Source organism: Cohnella sp. (genome assembly GCF_041641335.1).
Taxonomy (GTDB): Bacteria; Bacillota; Bacilli; order Paenibacillales; family Paenibacillaceae; genus Cohnella.
Window position 1 is genome coordinate 1 of the sequence record NZ_JBEPYQ010000120.1, and the last position, 19,648, is coordinate 19,648.

Here is a 19,648-nt window from a genome sequence, read left to right on the forward strand (position 1 = left end):
TGACTACGAAAAAGCAATCATAATATTCCTAATATAGGTAATTATGGCGAGTAATTTTTCATGTTAGGTTTGATGCATGAGTAGTGCAAAAAAGTGCCTCGGCGAAGCCGGGGCGGCGAGGCCAAGGCCAAAAAAGTGTCTCGGCGAAGCCGGGGCGGCGAGGCCAAGGCCAAAAAAGTGCCTCGGCGGAGCCGGGGCGGTGGGGCCAAGGCCAAAAAAGTGCCTCGGCGGAGCCGGGGCGGCGAGGCCAAGGCCAAGAAAGTGCCTCGGCGGAGCCGGGGCGGTGGGGCCAAGGCTAAAAAAGTGCCTCGGCGGAACGGGGCGGCGGGGGGAGAGGGTCAAGCAAGGCCAAAAGCGTACCTCTGAAGACCATCGCCCGCCGCCCGTCGAGAAGAATCCGGCGAGCCGTTACTCGTACGCCGGAAGAACGACGCCCGGATTTGATTCTGTCACGAATCCGGCCTCGTCGCCGAGGAAGCGCAGTCGCTCGTTGCCTTCGATGCGGAAAGAGTACTCTGTGCCTTCCCACAAAATCCAGCCGCGAACCGGGCGCAGCGTCATGCCGACGATTGCCTGAAGGCGGCCGGCGCGATCGGTGACGATCCGGACGCCGTAAGGGAAGCGGGCAAGCTCGCGTCCGTCCGCGAGGATCGTGCACTCCTCGGGCGAATTGAGCAGCTCGTAAGCCGTTCCGTCTACGGTGCGAGCATACGCCGTCCGTTCCGCCAGCGCGATGCCGTGATCGAGCGGGGAGGGCAGCAGTCCGGTGAACCAGACTTCTCCGGCTGCAGCGGGCAAAATGCCGCAAAGCCGTTCGACGTAATCGAGCAGGCAGAGCAAAGCGGGGGAGTAGCTTTCCGTATAGCCTTCTTCGCCCGTCCACGGGCTGAGCACTTGGCCGAATCTCGTCATGCGCGACAGCGCCGACAGAATCGGCTGCATCGCCCAGACCAGCTCGACATGCCGGCCGTGGTGCTCGAACGCGTGAGGGACGCGAATGAGGCTGAGAAAATTCGTCGCGCCCGCCCAGCTGTTGTAGGCCGAATGCGGGTCGAAGCGCGGGTCGTCCATCGCGATCGAGGTGAACGGATATTTGGCGAAAAACTTGCGCGTATTCAGCAGATACCGCCTCAGACTCGACGCGAACAGGTCGGAGTCGCCGACTTCGCAGGCGAGCACTCTCAGCAGCACGTCGGACTGAAGGCGCACGAAGCGGTCGTGTTTGTCCCGGTCGTAGAAAAACCCGTCGTTCCCGTCGTAGCAGTGCCGGAACAGCGCGCGCAGTGACTGCTCGGCCCGCTCCTCCCACGAGGCGTCCTTCCCAAGCTCCCGCGCCATCCGGGCAAGATACTTGCGCGAGCAATAGACGCTGGCCGTCAAGTCCGGCGCCAGGAAAGGAACGAGCGGCGAATCCGGATCGACCTGCGCCGGATCGCCCCGGTGGGGCGTATCGGCTACGTGCCAGAATCGCGGAGACAGGTCGTGGCCGGTGTCGAAGGCGCAGAACGCCTCGACGCAGCCGGTGCCGCGCGTGTTGCGATACTTCTCCAGCCACTCGTCGTACCGGCTCAGCGCCGCGTACATTTTCTCCAGAAATCCCCGGTCGTTGCCGTTCAGCAAATAATAATTCCATACGCTTCTCGCCGGAGGGGATACGAGCTGGATTTGGCGGAAGACGGGACCGCCTTCCGCGATCTTGTAAGGGATGAGCCCGTCCTCTCGCTGATGGTCGGCGAACTGCTCGTAGGTCGAACGAGAGACGGAAGGGACGAACCGCGCCAGCAGTTCGGCGTTGATCGTTCCCGTGCTTTCGAGCCAGCAGCCTTTGTACACGCCGCCTTCCTGCAGCGTCAAGGAGCCGTCCGGCTCACGCGACACGCAGTCGGGCAGCTTGTAGACGGCGGAGTAATACGCGTTCTCAAGTGTTCCTCCGGATGCGGCGAACTTAACGCCGGACCAGGCGAATTCCGTCAGGAAGGCGCGGCCGGATTCGTTGGCGAGCCCGTCGGCCTGGCGGAGCAGATCGATGGAACGAAGCCGTTCCAGTAATGTATCCATTGCGATAGGCACCTCATTTGCGGAAACCGGGTCAGCGCTTGTATTCCGAAGGGCTGATCCCGGTGATGGATTTGAACACTTGGCTGAAATAGGTCGAATTCTGGAAGCCGACCATCTCGCTGATCTCGTAAACCATATATTGGCCGGTCGACAGCAGTTCCTTGGCTTTCTCGATGCGGTACTTATTGAAGTAGGTGACGAACGGCTCGCCGGTGATTTTCTTGAACAATTGGCTCAAATAGTTGCGGTTGACGTGGATTTTGGCCGCAATTTCTTCCAGCGTAATGTTCTGGTGGTAGCATTTCTCGATGAAGTCGCCGATGACGCGGTCGATCAGCGCATGACTCTTCTTCCCCTGCAAGTTTTCCTTGATCTGCGCGATGGCGCGGGACATCTGCTCGTCCATCCAGTCGATCAGCCCTTTGGCCGTCGCGTTGCGGTTCAAGGAGACGAGCAGCTCCTCCAGACCGGTCTCGTCGTCGGAAGCCTGCGCGGCCGAGGACCAGGCGGAAGTCCGCCAGGCGCTGATCAACCCGGCGCAGACTCCCTTAAGTCCGGGCAGGGAGGAGGAGACGAACGCGCGGTTCGACTTCAGCTCCTGCCATAGATCGGCCGCGTCCTGCAGCTGCTTCTGGAAGATGGCGTCGTTCAGCTTGCGGATCAGGTCCAGCGGCATGAGCCGCTCTTCCTCGGGCTCCGCCTTTTCCGTGAACGGGTAGATCCGGTTCCAGTCGTTCATTTCCGCCGTCTCGATCGCGGACTGGCTCTCCAGGAACGAATCGAGAATGTGCTCGTAACCGTTACAGGGAGTTCCCAATCCGCCGAGCATCGAGATTTTCATATATTGCAGCACGTTGTCCACGATCGCCGTCGACGCTTCCATGATAGTCGCGCCGACGGTTTCATCCATCGGCGCGCCGCCGAGGAAGAGAATGACGAAATCTTTGTCCGAATAGGCGATGACCTCCGCGGCAAGATCCGAATAGGCTTCCAGCCGTTTGTCCAGCACTTCGCGGATAATGTTGCCGGTGCCGAAGCGGAGCAGCTGCCAATCGCGCTCCTCCGTGCGGGTGCGGCCTTCCGTGCGGATGAGGCTGAGCGTCAGCGCCTGCACGGTCGTCTCCTGCGGCAGCTCCATGAATTCGATGCGCTGCCAGGGGAGCTCCTCGCGCCGATAGCGGGTGGACAGCAAGTCGCGGAAAAACAGCTCTCTCATCGAGCGCTGCACGATGTCCTGCTGTCTGACGTAGCTGGACAGCAGCTCGTCCCGTTCCTTCGATTCGTTCAGCTGCTGCACGACCTCGCGCACGACGAACTCGATCTCGGAAATGCTGGGAGGCTTCAGCAGAAAATGCTGAATGCCTTTGGTGACCGCTTTTCTGGCGTTGGCGTAATCGTCGAAGCCGCTCAGAATGACGACCGGAAATTCGGGATCGATCTCGTGAATCGCCTCCGTCAGCTGGAACCCGTCCATCTTGGGCATGTAAATATCGGTGATGACGATGTCGGGCTTGCATTCCCGGAACAGCTCCAGCGCCTGCTCGCCGTCTCCGGCCGTTCCGACGATGCGAATGCCCATGTCTTCCCAGGGCACGTGCTTCAGCAGGCCGTCGATGACGTATTGATCGTCATCCACCAAGAGAATCGTATTCATCCGCAAGACTCCTCGTTAGTTGATTAAGCTCCTCTTCGTCGCGAATGAGCGGCAGGCGCAGCGATACCCGGGTCTGGCCCGAGTCGAGACGGTCGATCTCCACGCCGTAGGACGGCCCGCAATACAGGTGAATGCGGTCGATGACGTTGCGGATGCCGATGCCCTTGGCGTTCTCGATGACGAAATCCTGCGGAATTCCGACGCCGTTGTCGAGAATGGAGATGCGCAGGGAAGGGGGGACGTCCCCCGACTCGGCCTCGACCTTGACTTCGATGACGGCTTGATCGGCGCGGCTTCCGAAGCCGTGAATGACGGCGTTCTCCAGAAACGGCTGAAGGACGATCTTCGGAATCAGGCAGGAGAACAGGTCCGGCTCGGCTTGCTCCGAGTAGACGATGTCGAAGTTCTGCCGGAATTTCTGGATCGTGATGTAGCAGCGGGCGTGGTCCAGCTCGTCCTTGACGGTGACGTACCACTTGTCGTTGCTCAGTCCGATGCGGAACAGCCGGGACAGCTGGTGCACCATCTGGCTGATCTCGTGGGCTTTGTAATCCATCGCGCGCCAGTGAATCATGTCCAGCGTGTTGTACAGAAAATGCGGCTTGATCTGGGCGTGCAGCAGCCTCAGCTCCGCTTCCCGCCGGTCGCGGTGCTCCTTGTTCAGACGGCCGATCAACTGCTTCAGCCGCTGTACCATGCGATTGAAATGCGTCGTCAAAACCATATATTCCTGGATGCTCGATGCGCCAAGACGCACGTTGAAATCGCCTTTCTCCAGCGTGCGCATGCCGTCCACGATCCGGTGGATGGGCGAGGTCAGCCTCTTCGAAATCCAGAAGGCGATCGGAACGGAGATACCGATGAGGGCGGCGAGCAGCCAGAACGTGAGCTGTCGGATCTCCCTCCCGCTTTCCAGGAAGACGTCGCGTGGAATGAGCTGCATCAGGCGCCAATATTCCATATTTTTATCCGAAGAGATCAGATTGTACGTGCGTCCTTCGATCTCGCCGTCCATCGGCAGCGACGCGTCTCCGAGCAGTCTGGCGAAATCCTCCTTGCGCTCGATGCCTTGTCCGAATCGAATCGACAGGTCCGGAGGCAGCGTGGAGGAGATGTAGCGGCCGGTAGAATCCATGATGACGTAATAGTCTTCGTTGCTCGGAGAGAGCAGGCGCTTGGACAACGTATTGAACAGCATCCGGTCCGGAATGTTGATCTTGACGATGCCGAGCGATTGTCCTCGGTTGCTGATGATGCGCTGTACGTAGCTGACCATTTCCGCGGAGCCGCTCGACTGGTCGTAAGGATGGGAGGGAATCCAGAATCCGTCCGCCTTGTCCATGCGCGCCAGCCAGCCCTGCGTTTCCGCGTCTTCGTACCGGTAGAGGAACCGATCCTGCACCGGAAGGTAGCTGCCGTGCCAATCGGTGTACAGCTCGATGGAATGAATGCCGATCTTGACGGACAGTAGCTTCTGAAACTCCTCGTAGATGCTTTTGCTCTTGGAATAAAAGTCGTAGAAGCTGACCGGGGAATCGGCCAGATGGCCGCGAATCAGCTCGTTCGTCACCAGGAAACGCGCGGTATCCTGAATGCCGGACACGTAATTCGACAGCTTCTGAGACGTTTCCTCGAGCAGCTCCTTTTTCGTTTCGCGGATTTCACGATAGGCGAGATCCGAATAGGTCGAGTAGAAGAGGCCGGCCGACAGCAGCAGAAGAACGACGTTGAATCCGATAAAACAGAGCACCATGAGCGTAAACAGTCTGGTCGGATATTTGAAAAGCGCGCGCATAGGCTCCATCCTTTTCTCGGGGTGTCGTTCTTATTCTACCCTTTCAGGCCGGACGTTGCGATTCCTTGCGTGAAGTATCTCTGGCCGGCGAAGAAGATCAGCAAGCTAGGAACGATAGAAAGCACGGACATCGCGAACACTGCTCCCCAGTTGGAGTTGCCGCTGGAATCGAGGAACAGGCGCAGACCGAGCGGTACCGTGAATTTCTTGATGTCGCTGAGATAGATCAATTGACCGAAGAAGTCGTCCCATGTACCGAGGAACGTAAAGATCGCAGCCGTCACCAGAGCCGGCGTGCAGAGCGGCAGAATAATGCGGAAGAACAGCATGAACCAGCCGGCGCCGTCGATCTTCGCGCTCTCGTCGAGCTCTTTGGGGATACCCCGGATAAACTGGACGATCAGAAACACGTAGAACGCCTCGGCGAAAAACTTCGGAACGGTAAGAGGCAGGAACGTGTCCACCCAATTCAGCTCATGAAAAATGATATATTGCGGAATTAGCGTCACGTGGCCCGGCAGCATGATCGTGCCGAGCATGAGCGCGAACCACAGATTTTTCAGCGGGAAATCGATTCGCGCAAAGGCGAAAGCGGCCATGGACGAGCTCAGCACGACTCCGAAAACGGCGATCACGCACAGCATGATGGAGTTGACGAAGAAGTTGCCGAACTGAATATTTCTCAGGCCGGACCAGCCGCTCTTGTAATGCTCGAGCGTAAAGGAGCTCGGCCACAAGTTTTTGTCGGTAAAAATCAGGGTCGTCGGTTTGAAGGAGCTGCTGATCAGCCAAAGAACGGGATACAGCATCAACGCTCCGAGAGCGAGAATCAATACGTGCAAGAGACCGTTTTTTACATTCTTAGGTATCGTCATCTTTTATTTCCCCCCATCCGAATAGAAGACCCAGTAACGAGAGGACAGGAACAGCAAGCCCGTAATGATCGCTATAATGAAGAGCAGTACCCAAGCCATCGCGGAAGCGTAGCCCATGTCAAGGAAAGTAAAGCCCTTAATATACAAATAGAGGGAGTAGAGCAGGGTAGAGTTGATCGGTCCGCCGGATCCGCCGCTTATGATGAAGGCTTTGGTGAACGTCTGGAACGACTGGATCAACGTAATCGTCAGGTTAAAGAAGAGCACCGGCGTGAGCAGCGGCATCGTAATTCTCGCGAATTGGCGCACTTTGCCCGCTCCGTCCACGGTTGCGGCTTCGTAGAGCTCCGTCGGAATTTGCTTAAGACCGGCCAGGAAAATGATCATCACCGATCCGAACTGCCAGACGGATAACCCGATCAGCGAATAAATCGCATAAGAAGGACTAGAAATCCAGGCCGGTCCTTCGATTCCGACCATGGCCAAGCCTTGGTTGAACACGCCTTCTTTGTCGAATACCTGTTTCCACAGCACGGAGATGGCAACGCTGCCCCCCAGCAGGGAAGGGATATAGTAGATCGTCCGGTACAAATTCAGCAGACGCAGTCCCTGGTTGAGCAGCATCGCGATCGCGAGGGCGAACGAGAGCCGGACCGGGACGGACAGGAACACGTATTTCATCGTGACCCAGATCGAGTCTTTAAGCCGGTAGTCGTCGGTAAACATGCTTACGTAGTTTTTCGTGCCGATCCATTCCGGAGTCGTCAGCAGATCGTATTTCGTGAACGATAAGTACAGCGAGGCGATAATCGGACCCAGCGTCAAGGCGAAAAATCCGATCAACCACGGCAGCAGAAAGGCATACCCGGCCAAGTAGGTTTTATATTTTCCCATCGAGCATCCATCTCCATCCTTAAGGGAAAAAAAGGGGAGCCGTGGGGGCTCCCGCAAAGAATCCCGTTTCTATTGGTTTGCTCTAGCAAGCATTTTTTGCATTTCCGTCATGAATTCTTCCGAAGCGGAATCGATGGAGGCTGCGCCGAAGGCGATTTTCTCGCTCGTCAATTTTAGAAGCTTGATGAATTCATTGTCGTAAGGAAAGTGCTCGTATCCGTTGCCCGTCGAAATCTTCGTCGCGAGCGAGATGTAGTCGTACAGGATTTTGTCGACCGGAGTCGATTCCGCGGACAGAGCGTCGCGGATTTTCGCCGAAGGCGGAACGCCGCGGGTGCTGCCCAGGATGACGGCCGCTTCCGGATCGTTGACCATGAAGTCCATGAACTTGGCTACTTCTTCCGGATATTTCGTTCCTTCATAGGAAGTCATGAATTGTCCGGACACCGGAGGGCTCATTCCGTTGCCGACAGGTCCGGCAGGGTTCGGCAGCAGGCCGAGCTGGTCTTCCGTCAAAGCTTGGAAACCGAAAATTTGCGAAGCGGATGCGCCCTGGATGGCGACTTGCCCTTTCACGATCAACGATTTGTCCACGGCGTCCGGCGGGTTTGCGACTTGAACTTCCGCAGGAACGATCGCTCCGGCTTGGCGAAGCTCGTCCCACATCGTAAACCAGTTGATCACGTCCTGTTTGTCGAACTTGAGCTCGCCGCTGCGATAAAGCTCTTTGCCGTGGGCGGCCAGGTAAGTCGTGAAGGACGAGTTGTCGCTGGATAGATCGTAAGAGCCGTAGAAGCCTTTGCCGAGCTTCTCGCTGATTTGCAGCGCGCTGTTCTTGAAGTCGTCGAACGTCCAGCTTTCGCCGTTCGGGACCGGAACGCCGGCTTTGTTGAACATCGTCGCGTTGAACAGCAAGGCCGTTTGGCTAACGCCCAGCGTAACGCCGTACAATTTGCCGTCCGCGGTCGCTTCGTTGATCAAGCTTTGATCGAAGTCTTCCAGACGAATGACATTACCGACATAGGGTTGAAGATCAAGGAGCGCGTTGCGACCTACGTACTCCATGATGTTGCCGCCCATCTGGATCAGATCCGGTGCGTTGCCCGCGGCGATCTGCGTGTTCAGCTTGTCGAAGTAGCCGTCCATGCCGGAATATTCGGCCGTGATTGTGATGTTCGGATTTTGTTTCTCGAACAGCTCGATGGCGGCAAGCGTTTTATCGTGTCTCTCTTGCGACCCCCACCATGCCATTCTGAGTTCAACGTTGCCCGGTTTTTCCGAAGCTTTGGCCGAAGCGCTGGGACTGGCTGCGCCAGAGCCCGGCTTGGAGTCGTTCGCGTTGCCGCAAGCGGACAGCAGAAGCGCGCATGTCGCTAGGGCGGCGAACAAAGGTTTTTTGCGTAACATGGAATCGGACCTCCTTTTTTTAACCTGCATGTTCATCATAAGAACTATTCGGTTCCAAGAACATAAAGAAAAGTAAGGGGAACGTATAAAAATGTTAGGTGTTGCTGAAGACGCAGAAAGAAAAGGCGACCCTTGGTCCGTTTCGGACGACGGAAGGGACGCCTCTGTTTCTTCATTATACTCTTCTTATAAATAAGAATGCTTGGCGTAGGTCCGCTTGTAGCGCTGCTCAAGTCCGTTGGAGACGAGCTGGAAGCCCATGATCAGCAGGACGTAGGACGCCATGGGAATGAACAAAATCCATTGGTTGACGTACAGGAAGCCCCTCGCCTGGCCGATCAAACCGGCCCATTCGTTGGTGCGGCTGTGGTATTCGGGCGGGTCCATGTACATCGTCGTGCCGCCTACGAACAAGTTAAAGATCGCTAGTTGCCCAAACAGCGTTAGCACGAGCACGATTTCCTGCACGATCAAAATCAGGAAGCTTTCTTTCAAGAACGGGAACAGATGGGAGCGAACGATCTTCCAGTGCCCGGCCCCGAGCGATTCGCTGGCAAGCACGTAAGGCCTATCGCGCAGGACGAGCGTCTTATCCTTGATCGTCGACAGGACGGAAGGGACTCCGACCGCCGTCAGCACGATTCCGAGCAGCGCGGAAAGCTGCAGCGGAGACAGGGAGGAATTGATCGAGATGCCGATAAGCAGCAGCCAAGTGATCAGGAAGATCGGGATGCCGTTGAGCGCTTTCCAGGAATCGGCCGCAGGTCGCCTCGACGGCTTGTTCCCTCCGAAGTAGCCGAGCAGCATGCCGAGCAGGCCGCCGACAAACACGCGCGCCAAGGCGATGCCGAAGGAGAGGAACAGCGTATATTTCGCGCCGTCCAGCAGCTTGGCCAGCAGATCGTAGCCGTATTTGTCCGTGCCGAGCGGATATTCGCCGCCCGGAGCGGCCGGAGGAGCGACGACCGTTCCTTTGCCTTGATCGTCCACGATATATTCGACTTTCAATTGGTCGCCGAGATCGCGGGGGGACAAGTATTCTCCGAACAGGGCGCCCAGCGCGATCAGGACAGTAATCGCCAGTCCGGCCAGCAAGCTCTTGTTCATCGGGAAATCACCTTCTCCCATCCCCACAGATAAAGTCTGATCAGCACGTATACGACGGCGTACAAAATAATTAACGTCATTAATCCATTAACGACCAACGCGTATTGATATCCTCCGAAGCCGAATGCGTCCGAGAACAGGAACATCGTCACCCCGTTGAGGTTGTACAAGTATTCCACGACGAAAATGTTGCCCATGAGAATGCCCAGCAGCTTGTGCAGATCCGCCTTGAAGAATGGCAGCACGTTAGGCAGGGCATGATGGAAAACGATACGTCTTCTGCTTAACCCGCGCGCTTTGGCGAAGCCGATGTAATCCTCGCTCAGCGTAAGCTTCATCTGCATCGCCACGTTCTGGATCATATAGTTGGCCGGAATAAGGGCGGCGGAGAGCAGCGGCAGCGCGATCGCGGGATCGTCCGTGGACAAGCTGGCGACCTGGAACACGACGGCTCCGGTTTTCGAAGCGACGAAGACGACGGCGAACTGCAGCAGCAAAATCATGACGAAGTCCGGCAGCGCACCCAGCAGCTCGACGATCCGTTTCAGCCATTCGGCCTTGGAGAGGGCGAAGTAGACGCCGATCAGCAAGCCGGCCGTCATGCCGATCAGGCTTCCGGCGGATATGTAGAAGAAGGACACTCGGAAGGAAGCGCCGATCCGGTCCCAGAAGGAGTATTCGTTTTTGCCGGAGACGAAGCGGAAGGAATCCCCCGATCCGAGTCCGGCTATGTAGTCGCTTAGGGCGGCAAAGCTTTGCGACCAGTGAAGCCGAAGCGAGCCTCCGTCGCCGTCCAGCTGAAGCAGCAGAGGAAGCAGGGAGACGGAGAGGATGAACGCGAGCGCGAGGGGAACGGCCATTGCGGTTTTGACGAGCCTGAACATGCTGGATTCCGCATCCTTTCTCTCATTTCGATGCATCTAGTATAGCTTCGGATAGAGAAGATGAGAAGCGGATTCCGCAAAATCGAGGCGCCGTTAACTTGATACAAACGAGGTATTTCTTACAATATTCAACGGACTATTCTCCGGAGCGCTGAATTTTCGCTCCGCATGTAATAAAATGGCATCATCGCGCGGCTAATACCGGGGGTGGAGACCATTGAGAAAGAGGCATATGACGCTGATCGCGGCAGCCGTTCTTGCGCTAATAGCCGGAGGATGCGCTTCGATGCCGGACGGCGGCGGGGAATGGAAAACGTTCGAGAAGGACGAACGGGTGTCGTTAAAGGTGATGTACTGGGACGAACGGTCGTTCCGCGAAGATTACGGGAATCTATTTCAGAGTGATTACCCGAACGTCGAATTCGAAGTGATCGGGCTTCCGGTCGGCTCGGATCCGTCGCTTACGGTTACCGAATTGTACAACCGGCATATCGAAGAGCATCGGCCGGATATTCTATTTGTCGACAAGCACCGCTGGCTTGCGGAAGAAGGAAAGCTGTTGGAGCTGGACCCGATCATCAAACGGCAGGAGTACGACTTGAACGGCTACATGCCGGCCGTTCTCTCCAAACTCCGGGAGGAAGGGAACGGCAAGCTGTACGGTCTGTCTCCGAATTTCAGAAGCTTCGGCCTCTATTACAATGCCGCGTTGTTCGAGAAATACGGGATAGAGCCGCCTCGCGATTCGATGACGTGGGAAGAAGTGTTCGAGCTGGCGAAGCGGTTCCCGGCTGACGGAGAAGGGAACGATAGAGTATACGGGTTTACGCTGGACGGATTTTCCTCGCCGCTGACGGACATCCTGTACAGCCTGATGGCGCAAAACAGAAAAATTCTCAATGCGGACGGGACGGCGGTCGGGCTGGAAGGCGATTCCTGGAGGGGGGTCTTCGAATCGATCGTCAGCGTCGCGCGCTCCGGATCCTTCTACTTGCCGACGCCGGAAGAGACCGCCAAGCGGACGAGATTCCTGGAGGACGACCGATTCCTGATAGGCAAGTCGGCCATGACTTATCGGGATCATCTCTATCTTCGCCGACTAGGGAATGCCTCCGTCGACTGGGCGGTCGTCAGCGCTCCTGTCGACGCGCTTAATCGCACGCAGAGCAGCGCCTACGAGCTGGGACCGGCATTCGTCATCAACAGACAATCTGTCAACCCCCGCGCCGCGTGGGAATTCGTCAAGTACGCCAATTCCGGGGAGTTCGCCCAGCTCAAATCGAAATCGAGCTCCGACTTCCTGTTCAGCAGAACCGAATACATCCGTCCCCCGTCGGAGCGCGACGTTACGGGACTGTACAAATTGGATCCCGTCGCGAACGCGACCGACGAATTTGTCGCGCTCGAACCGAAGCTTAAAGTGGATATGGCGCAGCTGATCGCAAGCGAACTGAGGGCCGCGGCGGAAGGAAGCAAGACGCTGGACGAAGCGATCGAAGCGATGCGGGAAGACGGGAACGCCTTGCTGCAGCAGATGAAGGCAAGAAGGGAATAATCTCGCAACGTAAGAGGCCGCCCAGCGGCCTCTATTTATTGACCAACTTGCTCTTCTCCGAACCTGAATGGACGATGTCGAGACGAAGGTCGATTTGGTCGACGGCCTCGGGCGAGATGAGCTTTTTCTCGTTCCATCGTCCGGACTTCCAGAAGCGGTAATGGTTGCGAAACAAGTCGTATTCGAGGTTGAGCACGTCCGTTTTGCGGGCATAGCCTTTGCGGACGAGCTGCCGGATTTCCCGTTCGATCGCCTTCTTCGTTTCGCCGGTCAGTTCATCCAAGCTTGTATAGTTCCCGCCTGCCCAATTGACGACATAGCCTTTGGCCTTCATCGAGAGTCGGAAGCGGGGATTCTCGCCCTCTTCAATCAGTTGGAGTTTCGGCTTGGGATAATCGAATACGACTTGAACTTCCGGGTGCGTCCGATCGGGAACGGGAATGGCGGCGCGCACGGTGCCGCTCCTTACCCATCGCAGTCCGGCCAGCTCCTTGAGGGACATATAGCTATGGTACCGATCCTGCTTCATGAAAACAGCGCCTTCGACCATCAGCTTGGGATCCGGTTTCATTTCCGCCTTCCATTGCTTGGCGTTCACCGCGAGCGATGGAATACACAAGGTATTTCCCGGCTCGTAAACGCTGCTTATCAGCCGATGCAGCCTGATCGGTTCGATCCAGGAGGTTTGGGTGTAGGCTTCCGTCGGCTCCTGCAAAATCGTGCTAAGCGTCGGCTGGTCGTAAAATCCGCCGGCGGTCAGAATCTGATCGACCGGGCCTCTCGTGGCGTAAACCCAGGGCGTTAACCGGAACTCGTAGTATCTGCTGATGCTGTCGTAAATGCTGTCGATCCCGCGCTTCAAGGCTTCCTCGCTAATGACGATCGCCGTTACGTGGCCCCAGAATACTCTTTCCTGAGCGGTGCGGTATATATCGAACAGAGCTTGCTCGAACGAGGAGGCAATGCCTTCTCCGACCCAGGTCTTCGTGCCCTCCGGCTTGCCGTCCGTCGTCTTGGCGACCGACTGGAGATTGATGAACTGCACGTAGCCGTGGTATTGGCCGTCGATATAGTCGATGCCGAGCGCAGTGGCGTAGTTCAGCATCTCGATATTTCTGGCATCCGCCGCGCATCCCGAGAGGAGCAGCGTCAGAACGAGGAACAAGCGGCCGGGGCGGCTCAAGACCATTCTCCTTTCCTGGGGTTCACTATCCGAGAGGAATTTCTCCTTCTCCTGAACGGATTGATCAGAAAGGCGGACAACCACTCTTTTACGTCTAAGGATACGATCGGCTCCAGGTAGTCGAGCCCGAAGGAGCGAAGGCGACATAAATAGATGAGGATCGCGAACAACGAGAGCATAAAACCGTAAATGCCAAGGGTGGCGGAGGCCAGCATCATGAAGAACCTGAGCAGGCTCACCGAGCCGGACAGCGACTGGTTGACCAGGGTGAACGTTGCGACCGCCGAAATCGCGATGACGACCAGAATCGTCGGAGAAGCGAGGCCGGCGCGAATAAGCGCATCCCCGATAATAATGCCTCCGACGATTCCGATCGTCTGTCCGACGGCTTTGGGCAAGCGAATTCCCGCCTCCCGGAGCAGCTCGAACAGAAACAGCAGCAGCATGGATTCCAGAATCGTCGGCATCGGAACGCCCTCTCGGGAGATCACGACCGTCGCGAGCAGGTTGAAGGGAAGCTGATCCAGGTTCACGGTCGCCAGAGCCAGCCAGAATCCGGGCAGCATGATGCTGATCGACAAACCGATGATACGGAGCGCCCGCTGGAGAATCACGTAATAATAAGGAAAATGGATGTCTTCCGGCGTTTTGAGCAACTCCAGAAAGTTGGCCGGCCCGATCAGCACCATGGGTGAACCGTCAACGACGATTGCGAATCTTCCCCGCAGCAGTGATTCGACGATAAAATCGGGCCGACCGATATAATCAATCAGCGGAAGAACCGAGAAGGTTCTGTCCGACAGCCACTGCTCCAATTGCCCGCTGCTGACGATGCTTTCCGTTTGAATCGTACTGAGACGTTCCCGCGCCTGCTCGATCATGTCCGAATTGGCCTTGTGCCGGAGATAGAGAAGCGCGACGCGCGTCTTGCTCAGACTTCCGACGACAAACCGTTCGGAGTAAAGCAGGCTTGTTTGCAGTCTTTTCCGGACTAACGAAATGTTCGTGTAGATGTTCTCGGTGAAGGCGTCCTTAGGCCCTTTGATCGAAATTTCCGTATTGGATTCTTCCACGGGCCGTTGGGGAATGTCGCAAATTTGCACGACCCAGAAATCGGTTGCCCCGTAGCTGTACAGAATCAAATTACCGGAAAACAGCTCGTTCATCATTTCTTCCGACGAGGTTTTCACGGCGATCATCGGTATGCGGACCGATGTCTCCGGCATGTCCCCTGAATTCCGTTCCCATGCTACCCGATATCGGCATAGCGCGTTAAAGTAAAGGTTCATTTGGGTCCGATCCGCCATGCCTTCGCAATAAAAAGCGATCAGCTTGTCCGCCAGCTCGGGTTGCGGAATAGGAGGGAAGACGACATCCGCGTAAACGGACATGAAGTTCCTCAGCAAGTCTTCATCCCATTTTCCTTCCGATAACTTGCGATCCAGCGCTTTATACGGCGTTTCGCCGGTTGTTTCCATTGCGTCTCACCTTTCCTCTCTCTGGCAATCGGGACACGACGAACAGGATGAAGAGGACGGCGATTCCGAATATAAATGAAGTCGCGTAGAAATGGTCGTGTATCATCCGTTGCACCCAGAGATCGCTGAGTTTCAGCAACGAGGGCGAGGCCATGACCAATGCCGCCACGATCATCGCGGATTGTTTCCATACGGGACTGCGAATGCCGACCAGTTCGGAAATCAAGTAGAGCTGCAGCGCCGTTCTCGTAAGGCTGCCCGACATCATTTGAAACACGGCAAGAAAATCGACGTGGGAAATGTATTCGCCTAGCGAGACGAGTCTCCATTGCTCGAAGGCGGGAAACCGGAGAGATCCCGCGATGTTCGGGCCGAACGCCGTCAGGGACCCGACGCAAGGGCCGAAGGTCAATCCGACCAGCAAGGTCATCGCAAGCAGGATCGTACCGAAGTTCAGCGGCTTCTTCAATTGATGCTGCAGGACGACCAGCAGGAGCAATTCAATGCTGCCGCCGAATACGATGATCGCTCCGCGGAGATCCGCGGACATTCCCTCCGAGAAAAACGGCTTCAACATGCTGTAATCCTTGCTGTCTATCGTCGAGATGGAGACGAAGTGGCCCAATATCGAAACGGCGGGCAGCAACAGAATCGATAAATAAATGATCGTCTTGAGTCCGAATCTGGCGGCGAAATAAGACAGCGTCACGAAGCTGAGCGCGATAATCGGATTGGGGGTTTTGGGCAGGAAAAAGATTTTCGTATTCAGGCTCATGTCGTACACGATTAAGGTGCCCAGAAGCAGGAAGTATACAGCCAGCCCCCAGCAGAGCGCAGCGCTGGCCGTTCTCCCAATCTTCCCGTTCAGCCACTGATTTAACGGGACAGTGCCCATCGATTTGAGGATGAGAAAGAGAACGAAAGTCCATAAGACCAGCGGCGGGTACGCCATCAGGATGCTGATCCAGGCATCTCTTCCGGCGTCTTTAATGAGATGGGGAATGATGAATACATGATTCGAGATGCTCAGGCACAACAGAAGCATAAACATCAATTGGGGTCTTGAGAACCGCGTTTCCATGAGCTTGCCTCCCGTCTGTGTAGGAGTCTTTCGAACAGTTAGTATGTCTCCGTTTCTTCCAATTATTCTCTGCGGCAAGCTTGCGACGGAGCAGGGTTCCGCAGATAAGGCTTTCATGATTCCAGGAGCCGGTTCATATACTTCCCGTGTAGCATCATCCGACGGGAGGTATGTTCGGTGGTTCAGTCTGCATTATACGAGCATCGGTTTTGGCTGCAGATCCTGGGAGATCATGCGAGATTCCTTTATAACACGCTTTCTTCCCAAGAATCGAAGGACGTTCGATCCGCGGAGGCTTTCATCGCCTCCTTCGACAGGCTCCTCGAGCAAGCGCGGGGCGCGAAATCGGATTTCGAAGCGGCATCGCTCAATCAGCCTGCATACGAACTGACGACGGATTTTCGCAAGTTCAAGCTGGATTTGCTCGCAAGAGCGATAATGGGCCAAGTGGCGATCGGGCTGCCTCCGACGTTTCTCAACCATATGGTGAACGAATTGGAGGAGTATTGGCGAATACTGACGGAGTTGGTCGCGGGCAGGCCCGTTCCGACCTTCAACGCTTTGCATCACGATTTCCTCTGGCTCCCGGATGCGGCCGGCCATGCGGCGGCGATCGCGGCGGACCTGGACGCCGTAGAGAAAAGAATGATTAAGCAAAGCCGGCAGTTCGAGAAGCACTTTGAGCAGTTGTATATGAAAAGCATCGAAATGGCCGGCTATATGCGGACGCACCTGAAGGATTTTCCCGCGTTCAGGCGTCTTCACAAGGAAGTGGACATGGAGCTGAAGCTGTTCGTCGCTTTCTTGAACGAGCTGGAGGAGATGCAGCTGACGGCCGAAGCGCTGGACAGAATTTCTCCGCTTATGCCAGATCACATGATGCGCGAGGAGTGCTATTACTTGACGAAGCTTGCCCAGCTTGGACTCGTTCCGAAGCCGGATTGTCGCGCCGACAAGCCGCGAATCGGTTCGTAAGTTTACCGCTATGGTTTGCCGCGATGGTTGAAAACGGTCGGCGAGTATGCTACGATACTTCTAAATTAAGGGATTGGGGCTGAAAGAGAGAATGGATTTTTCTTGCTAATGAAACAGCAAAGCGATCGAATCGCCTGTTTTGTTGTGCAAGAAAGTTACCTTCTCTTATTGCTCTCCCTTCCATATCCTTATCCACTTCCCCTAACGGGGTTGGATTTGCCGTATGAAACGAGCCGCGAGAAGATAACTTTCTTGCGGCTTTTATCATTTGCGCGGAGGGATATGTTTAATGTCATTAATCCATGTAAAAAACCTTACGTTTGCCTATGAGGGCAGCTACGATAACATTTTCGACAATGTCAGCTTTCAGATCGATACCGACTGGAAGCTCGGATTCACGGGGAGGAACGGCAGAGGAAAGACGACGTTCCTCAACCTGCTGCTCGGAAAATACGAATACGAGGGAACGATCCACGCAAGCGTCGATTTCGAGTATTTTCCGTTTCCCGTCCGGGACAAGGAGAGCAACGCGCTGAACGTCGTCGACGAAATTTGCCCGGACTACGAATATTGGCAGCTGTCGCGCGAGCTCTCGCTGCTGAAGGTATCCGACGATGTGCTGTACCGGCCGTTCGTTTCCTTATCCAACGGAGAACAGACGAAGGTGCTCCTCGCGGCGCTGTTCCTTAAGGAAAACAGCTTTCTGCTGATCGACGAACCGACGAACCATCTGGACTTGAACGGCAGGCGAATCGTGAGCGACTACTTGAAGGCCAAGAAAGGCTTCATTCTCGTCTCGCACGACCGTGCCTTTCTCGACAACTGCGTGGATCACGTTCTGTCCATCAACAAGACGAATATCGAGATTCAGCGCGGCAATTTCTCCGACTGGTGGGACAACAAGCAGCGCCAGGACAACTTCGAGCTGGCCGAGAACGAGAAGCTGAAGAAGGATATCAAACGTCTGAACGAAGCGGCCAGGCGGACGAGCAAATGGTCGGACGAGGTGGAAAAAACGAAAACCGGAAACCGCGATTCCGACGGGTTCTTGGACAGGGGCTATATCGGCCATAAGGCCGCGAAAATGATGAAGCGCTCCAAATCGATGGAACGCAGGCAGCAAGAGGCGATCGAAGAGAAGTCGAGGCTGCTTAAAAACATCGAGAGCGCGGAGCATCTGAAGATTGCGCAGCTTGCCTACCCTAAAAGCCGGCTTGTCGAGATGGATCGCGTATCGATTCGTTACGGCGAAAGACGGGCGTGCGAGAATGTCAGCTTCACGGTCGACCAGGGAGACAGAATCGCGCTCATGGGACCGAACGGTTCCGGCAAATCCAGCATTCTCAAGCTGATCTGCGGGGAGAGGCTCGAGTACGACGGTACGCTCAGGGTCGGAAGCCAGCTCCAAATTTCCTACGTCTCGCAGGACACGTCGTTTTTGCGCGGCAGCTTGACGGATTACGCGAGGAGCAGCGACGTCGACGAAAGCTTGTTCAAGTCCATTTTGCGCAAGCTCGACTTTGCCCGGGTTCAGTTCGAGAAGGACATGTCCGCCTACAGCGGCGGGCAGAAGAAGAAGGTGCTGATCGCGCGCAGCCTCAGCGAGCAGGCTCACCTGCACGTATGGGACGAACCGCTCAACTTCGTGGACGTCATCTCCCGCATGCAGATCGAAGAGCTGCTGCTGGAGCATTCGCCGACGCTTCTGTTCGTGGAGCACGACAGCGAGTTCTGCGGCAATATCGCGACTAAGGTCGTGCGGCTGTAAGATAAATGGGGTTGTTTCATAAGTCTGGCAACTTGGAATCGTCGAAAAAGGGTAGGGGTATGTATCTTCTGTAGAGCGAAGCGTCTGCCTCTTACGATCATGAAATCACCCAGTTACGGGTTAAGCAATTCCTAATTTCATGATCGTAACAGCAGCGGAAGAAGATATATACCCCGTACTTGTTCATCGATGATTATAAATGTTGCCTCTGACGACTTATGAAACAGCCCCTTCGCTATGCACCAGAGTTGTAGTCGCCATTTAAATGATATAAAATGTTATCAAATGATAGATAATACTATCATACACTGTGAGATGGAGGAGGAAGAAGCAATGAGCAGCGGCAGAACGGCAGCCAAGGAAGCGAAGCTTCGCGCCATTCTCGACGCGGCGACGGAGCTGCTCGTCGAGAAACCGACCGCTTCGTTAAACGACATCGCCGAATACGCGGGCATCGGCATTGCCACGCTGCACCGCTATATCGAAAGCAGGGAGCAGCTCATGCTACAGCTCGGCCTGCGGGCGGTCGAGGTCGTGGAGGAGAAACTAAGCCGGATTCGGCCCGTCGGAGAGATCGGCGGCGATTACATTCCGGAGCTGATTGAAGCGCTTATTCCGCTTGGCGACAAGATCAACTTCCTCGCCAAAGAAACTTCGCTGCACTACAGCGAAGAAATGGGCGCCGCCGAAGCGAGGGTGAAGGAGCCGATCCGGGAGGCGATCCGATCGCTGCAGAGCGGGGGCGCATTCCGCGAGGACATGAGCGCGGACTGGATTTTGGAAGTGCTGTATTCGCTGCTGTTCGTCACCTGGCAGCAGGTGCACGAGGGGCGCATCGCCGGCAAATCGGCGGCGAAGCTGGTAATCGACACGTTGTATCACGGTGTGGCGGCAGGCGCGGATCGCCGCTGACGATATCCAATCTGAGAGGATG

General features: G+C 55.9%; 15 protein-coding genes. 4 read left to right on the forward strand and 11 right to left on the reverse strand.

The annotated features are described in order from the left end of the window. Positions 1 to 408 precede the first annotated feature (408 nt). From ACESLM_RS27345 to ACESLM_RS27380, 8 genes are all read right to left on the reverse strand, one after another. Entirely contained in the window at positions 409 to 2,058 is a 1,650-nt protein-coding gene (locus ACESLM_RS27345) for an MGH1-like glycoside hydrolase domain-containing protein (protein WP_372637002.1), read from the reverse strand. Positions 2,059 to 2,089: 31 nt separating this feature from the next. After that, positions 2,090 to 3,712 carry a response regulator transcription factor gene (locus ACESLM_RS27350; protein ID WP_372637005.1) on the reverse strand — a complete coding sequence of 541 codons (1,623 nt, stop codon included), beginning with the start codon at positions 3,710 to 3,712 and terminating at the stop codon, positions 2,090 to 2,092. Then, a complete protein-coding gene (locus tag ACESLM_RS27355; protein WP_372637007.1) occupies positions 3,687 to 5,507 on the reverse strand; it encodes a cache domain-containing sensor histidine kinase in 1,821 nt (606 codons plus the stop codon). The genes ACESLM_RS27350 and ACESLM_RS27355 overlap by 26 nt, the downstream gene beginning before the upstream one ends. A 35-nt stretch (positions 5,508 to 5,542) precedes the next feature. Continuing rightward, on the reverse strand, positions 5,543 to 6,382 hold the full coding sequence (locus ACESLM_RS27360) for a carbohydrate ABC transporter permease (RefSeq protein ID WP_372637010.1): 840 nt from the start codon (positions 6,380 to 6,382) through the stop codon (positions 5,543 to 5,545). A 3-nt stretch (positions 6,383 to 6,385) separates the two neighbouring features. Continuing rightward, a complete protein-coding gene (locus tag ACESLM_RS27365; RefSeq protein ID WP_372637013.1) occupies positions 6,386 to 7,276 on the reverse strand; it encodes a carbohydrate ABC transporter permease in 891 nt (296 codons plus the stop codon). Between the two features lie 69 nt (positions 7,277 to 7,345). After that, on the reverse strand, positions 7,346 to 8,683 hold the full coding sequence (locus ACESLM_RS27370) for an ABC transporter substrate-binding protein (RefSeq protein WP_372637016.1): 1,338 nt from the start codon (positions 8,681 to 8,683) through the stop codon (positions 7,346 to 7,348). A 186-nt stretch (positions 8,684 to 8,869) separates the two neighbouring features. After that, positions 8,870 to 9,790 (reverse strand): ABC transporter permease, encoded by a 921-nt coding sequence (locus tag ACESLM_RS27375; RefSeq protein WP_372637018.1) that lies wholly within the window; start codon positions 9,788 to 9,790, stop codon positions 8,870 to 8,872. Beyond that, the gene (locus ACESLM_RS27380; protein WP_372637021.1) at positions 9,787 to 10,674 is read right to left on the reverse strand and encodes an ABC transporter permease subunit; all 888 of its coding nucleotides are present in this window, start codon (positions 10,672 to 10,674) and stop codon (positions 9,787 to 9,789) included. The genes ACESLM_RS27375 and ACESLM_RS27380 overlap by 4 nt, the downstream gene beginning before the upstream one ends. Positions 10,675 to 10,891: 217 nt before the next feature. Between ACESLM_RS27380 and ACESLM_RS27385 the strand changes: the two genes are divergently transcribed. Beyond that, the gene (locus ACESLM_RS27385; RefSeq protein WP_372637024.1) at positions 10,892 to 12,229 is read left to right on the forward strand and encodes an ABC transporter substrate-binding protein; all 1,338 of its coding nucleotides are present in this window, start codon (positions 10,892 to 10,894) and stop codon (positions 12,227 to 12,229) included. Positions 12,230 to 12,260: 31 nt separating this feature from the next. Here the strand turns inward: ACESLM_RS27385 and ACESLM_RS27390 are convergent, their stop codons facing one another. Genes ACESLM_RS27390 through ACESLM_RS27400 form a run of 3 tightly spaced genes read right to left on the reverse strand, consistent with a single transcriptional unit; the run spans position 12,261 to position 15,971 of the window. Further along, positions 12,261 to 13,412, reverse strand: coding sequence for a Ger(x)C family spore germination protein (locus ACESLM_RS27390; protein WP_372637026.1), 1,152 nt, complete (start codon positions 13,410 to 13,412; stop codon positions 12,261 to 12,263). Then, positions 13,409 to 14,890, reverse strand: a complete 1,482-nt coding sequence (locus ACESLM_RS27395) for a spore germination protein (RefSeq protein WP_372637029.1) — start codon at positions 14,888 to 14,890, stop codon at positions 13,409 to 13,411. The genes ACESLM_RS27390 and ACESLM_RS27395 overlap by 4 nt, the downstream gene beginning before the upstream one ends. Continuing rightward, positions 14,862 to 15,971, reverse strand: a complete 1,110-nt coding sequence (locus ACESLM_RS27400; protein ID WP_372637032.1) for an endospore germination permease — start codon at positions 15,969 to 15,971, stop codon at positions 14,862 to 14,864. The genes ACESLM_RS27395 and ACESLM_RS27400 overlap by 29 nt, the downstream gene beginning before the upstream one ends. A gap of 177 nt (positions 15,972 to 16,148) precedes the next feature. On the opposite strand from ACESLM_RS27400, the gene ACESLM_RS27405 reads away from it, so the two are divergent. The 3 genes from ACESLM_RS27405 (at position 16,149) to ACESLM_RS27415 (ending at position 19,626) form a co-directional block, all read left to right on the forward strand. Next, complete coding sequence (locus ACESLM_RS27405) at positions 16,149 to 16,946, forward strand: DUF2935 domain-containing protein (protein WP_372637035.1); 798 nt, start codon at positions 16,149 to 16,151, stop codon at positions 16,944 to 16,946. A gap of 289 nt (positions 16,947 to 17,235) precedes the next feature. Next, on the forward strand, positions 17,236 to 18,714 hold the full coding sequence (locus tag ACESLM_RS27410) for an Lsa family ABC-F type ribosomal protection protein (protein ID WP_372637037.1): 1,479 nt from the start codon (positions 17,236 to 17,238) through the stop codon (positions 18,712 to 18,714). Positions 18,715 to 19,047: 333 nt separating this feature from the next. Continuing rightward, entirely contained in the window at positions 19,048 to 19,626 is a 579-nt protein-coding gene (locus ACESLM_RS27415; protein ID WP_372637039.1) for a TetR/AcrR family transcriptional regulator, read from the forward strand. Positions 19,627 to 19,648: the final 22 nt, after the last annotated feature.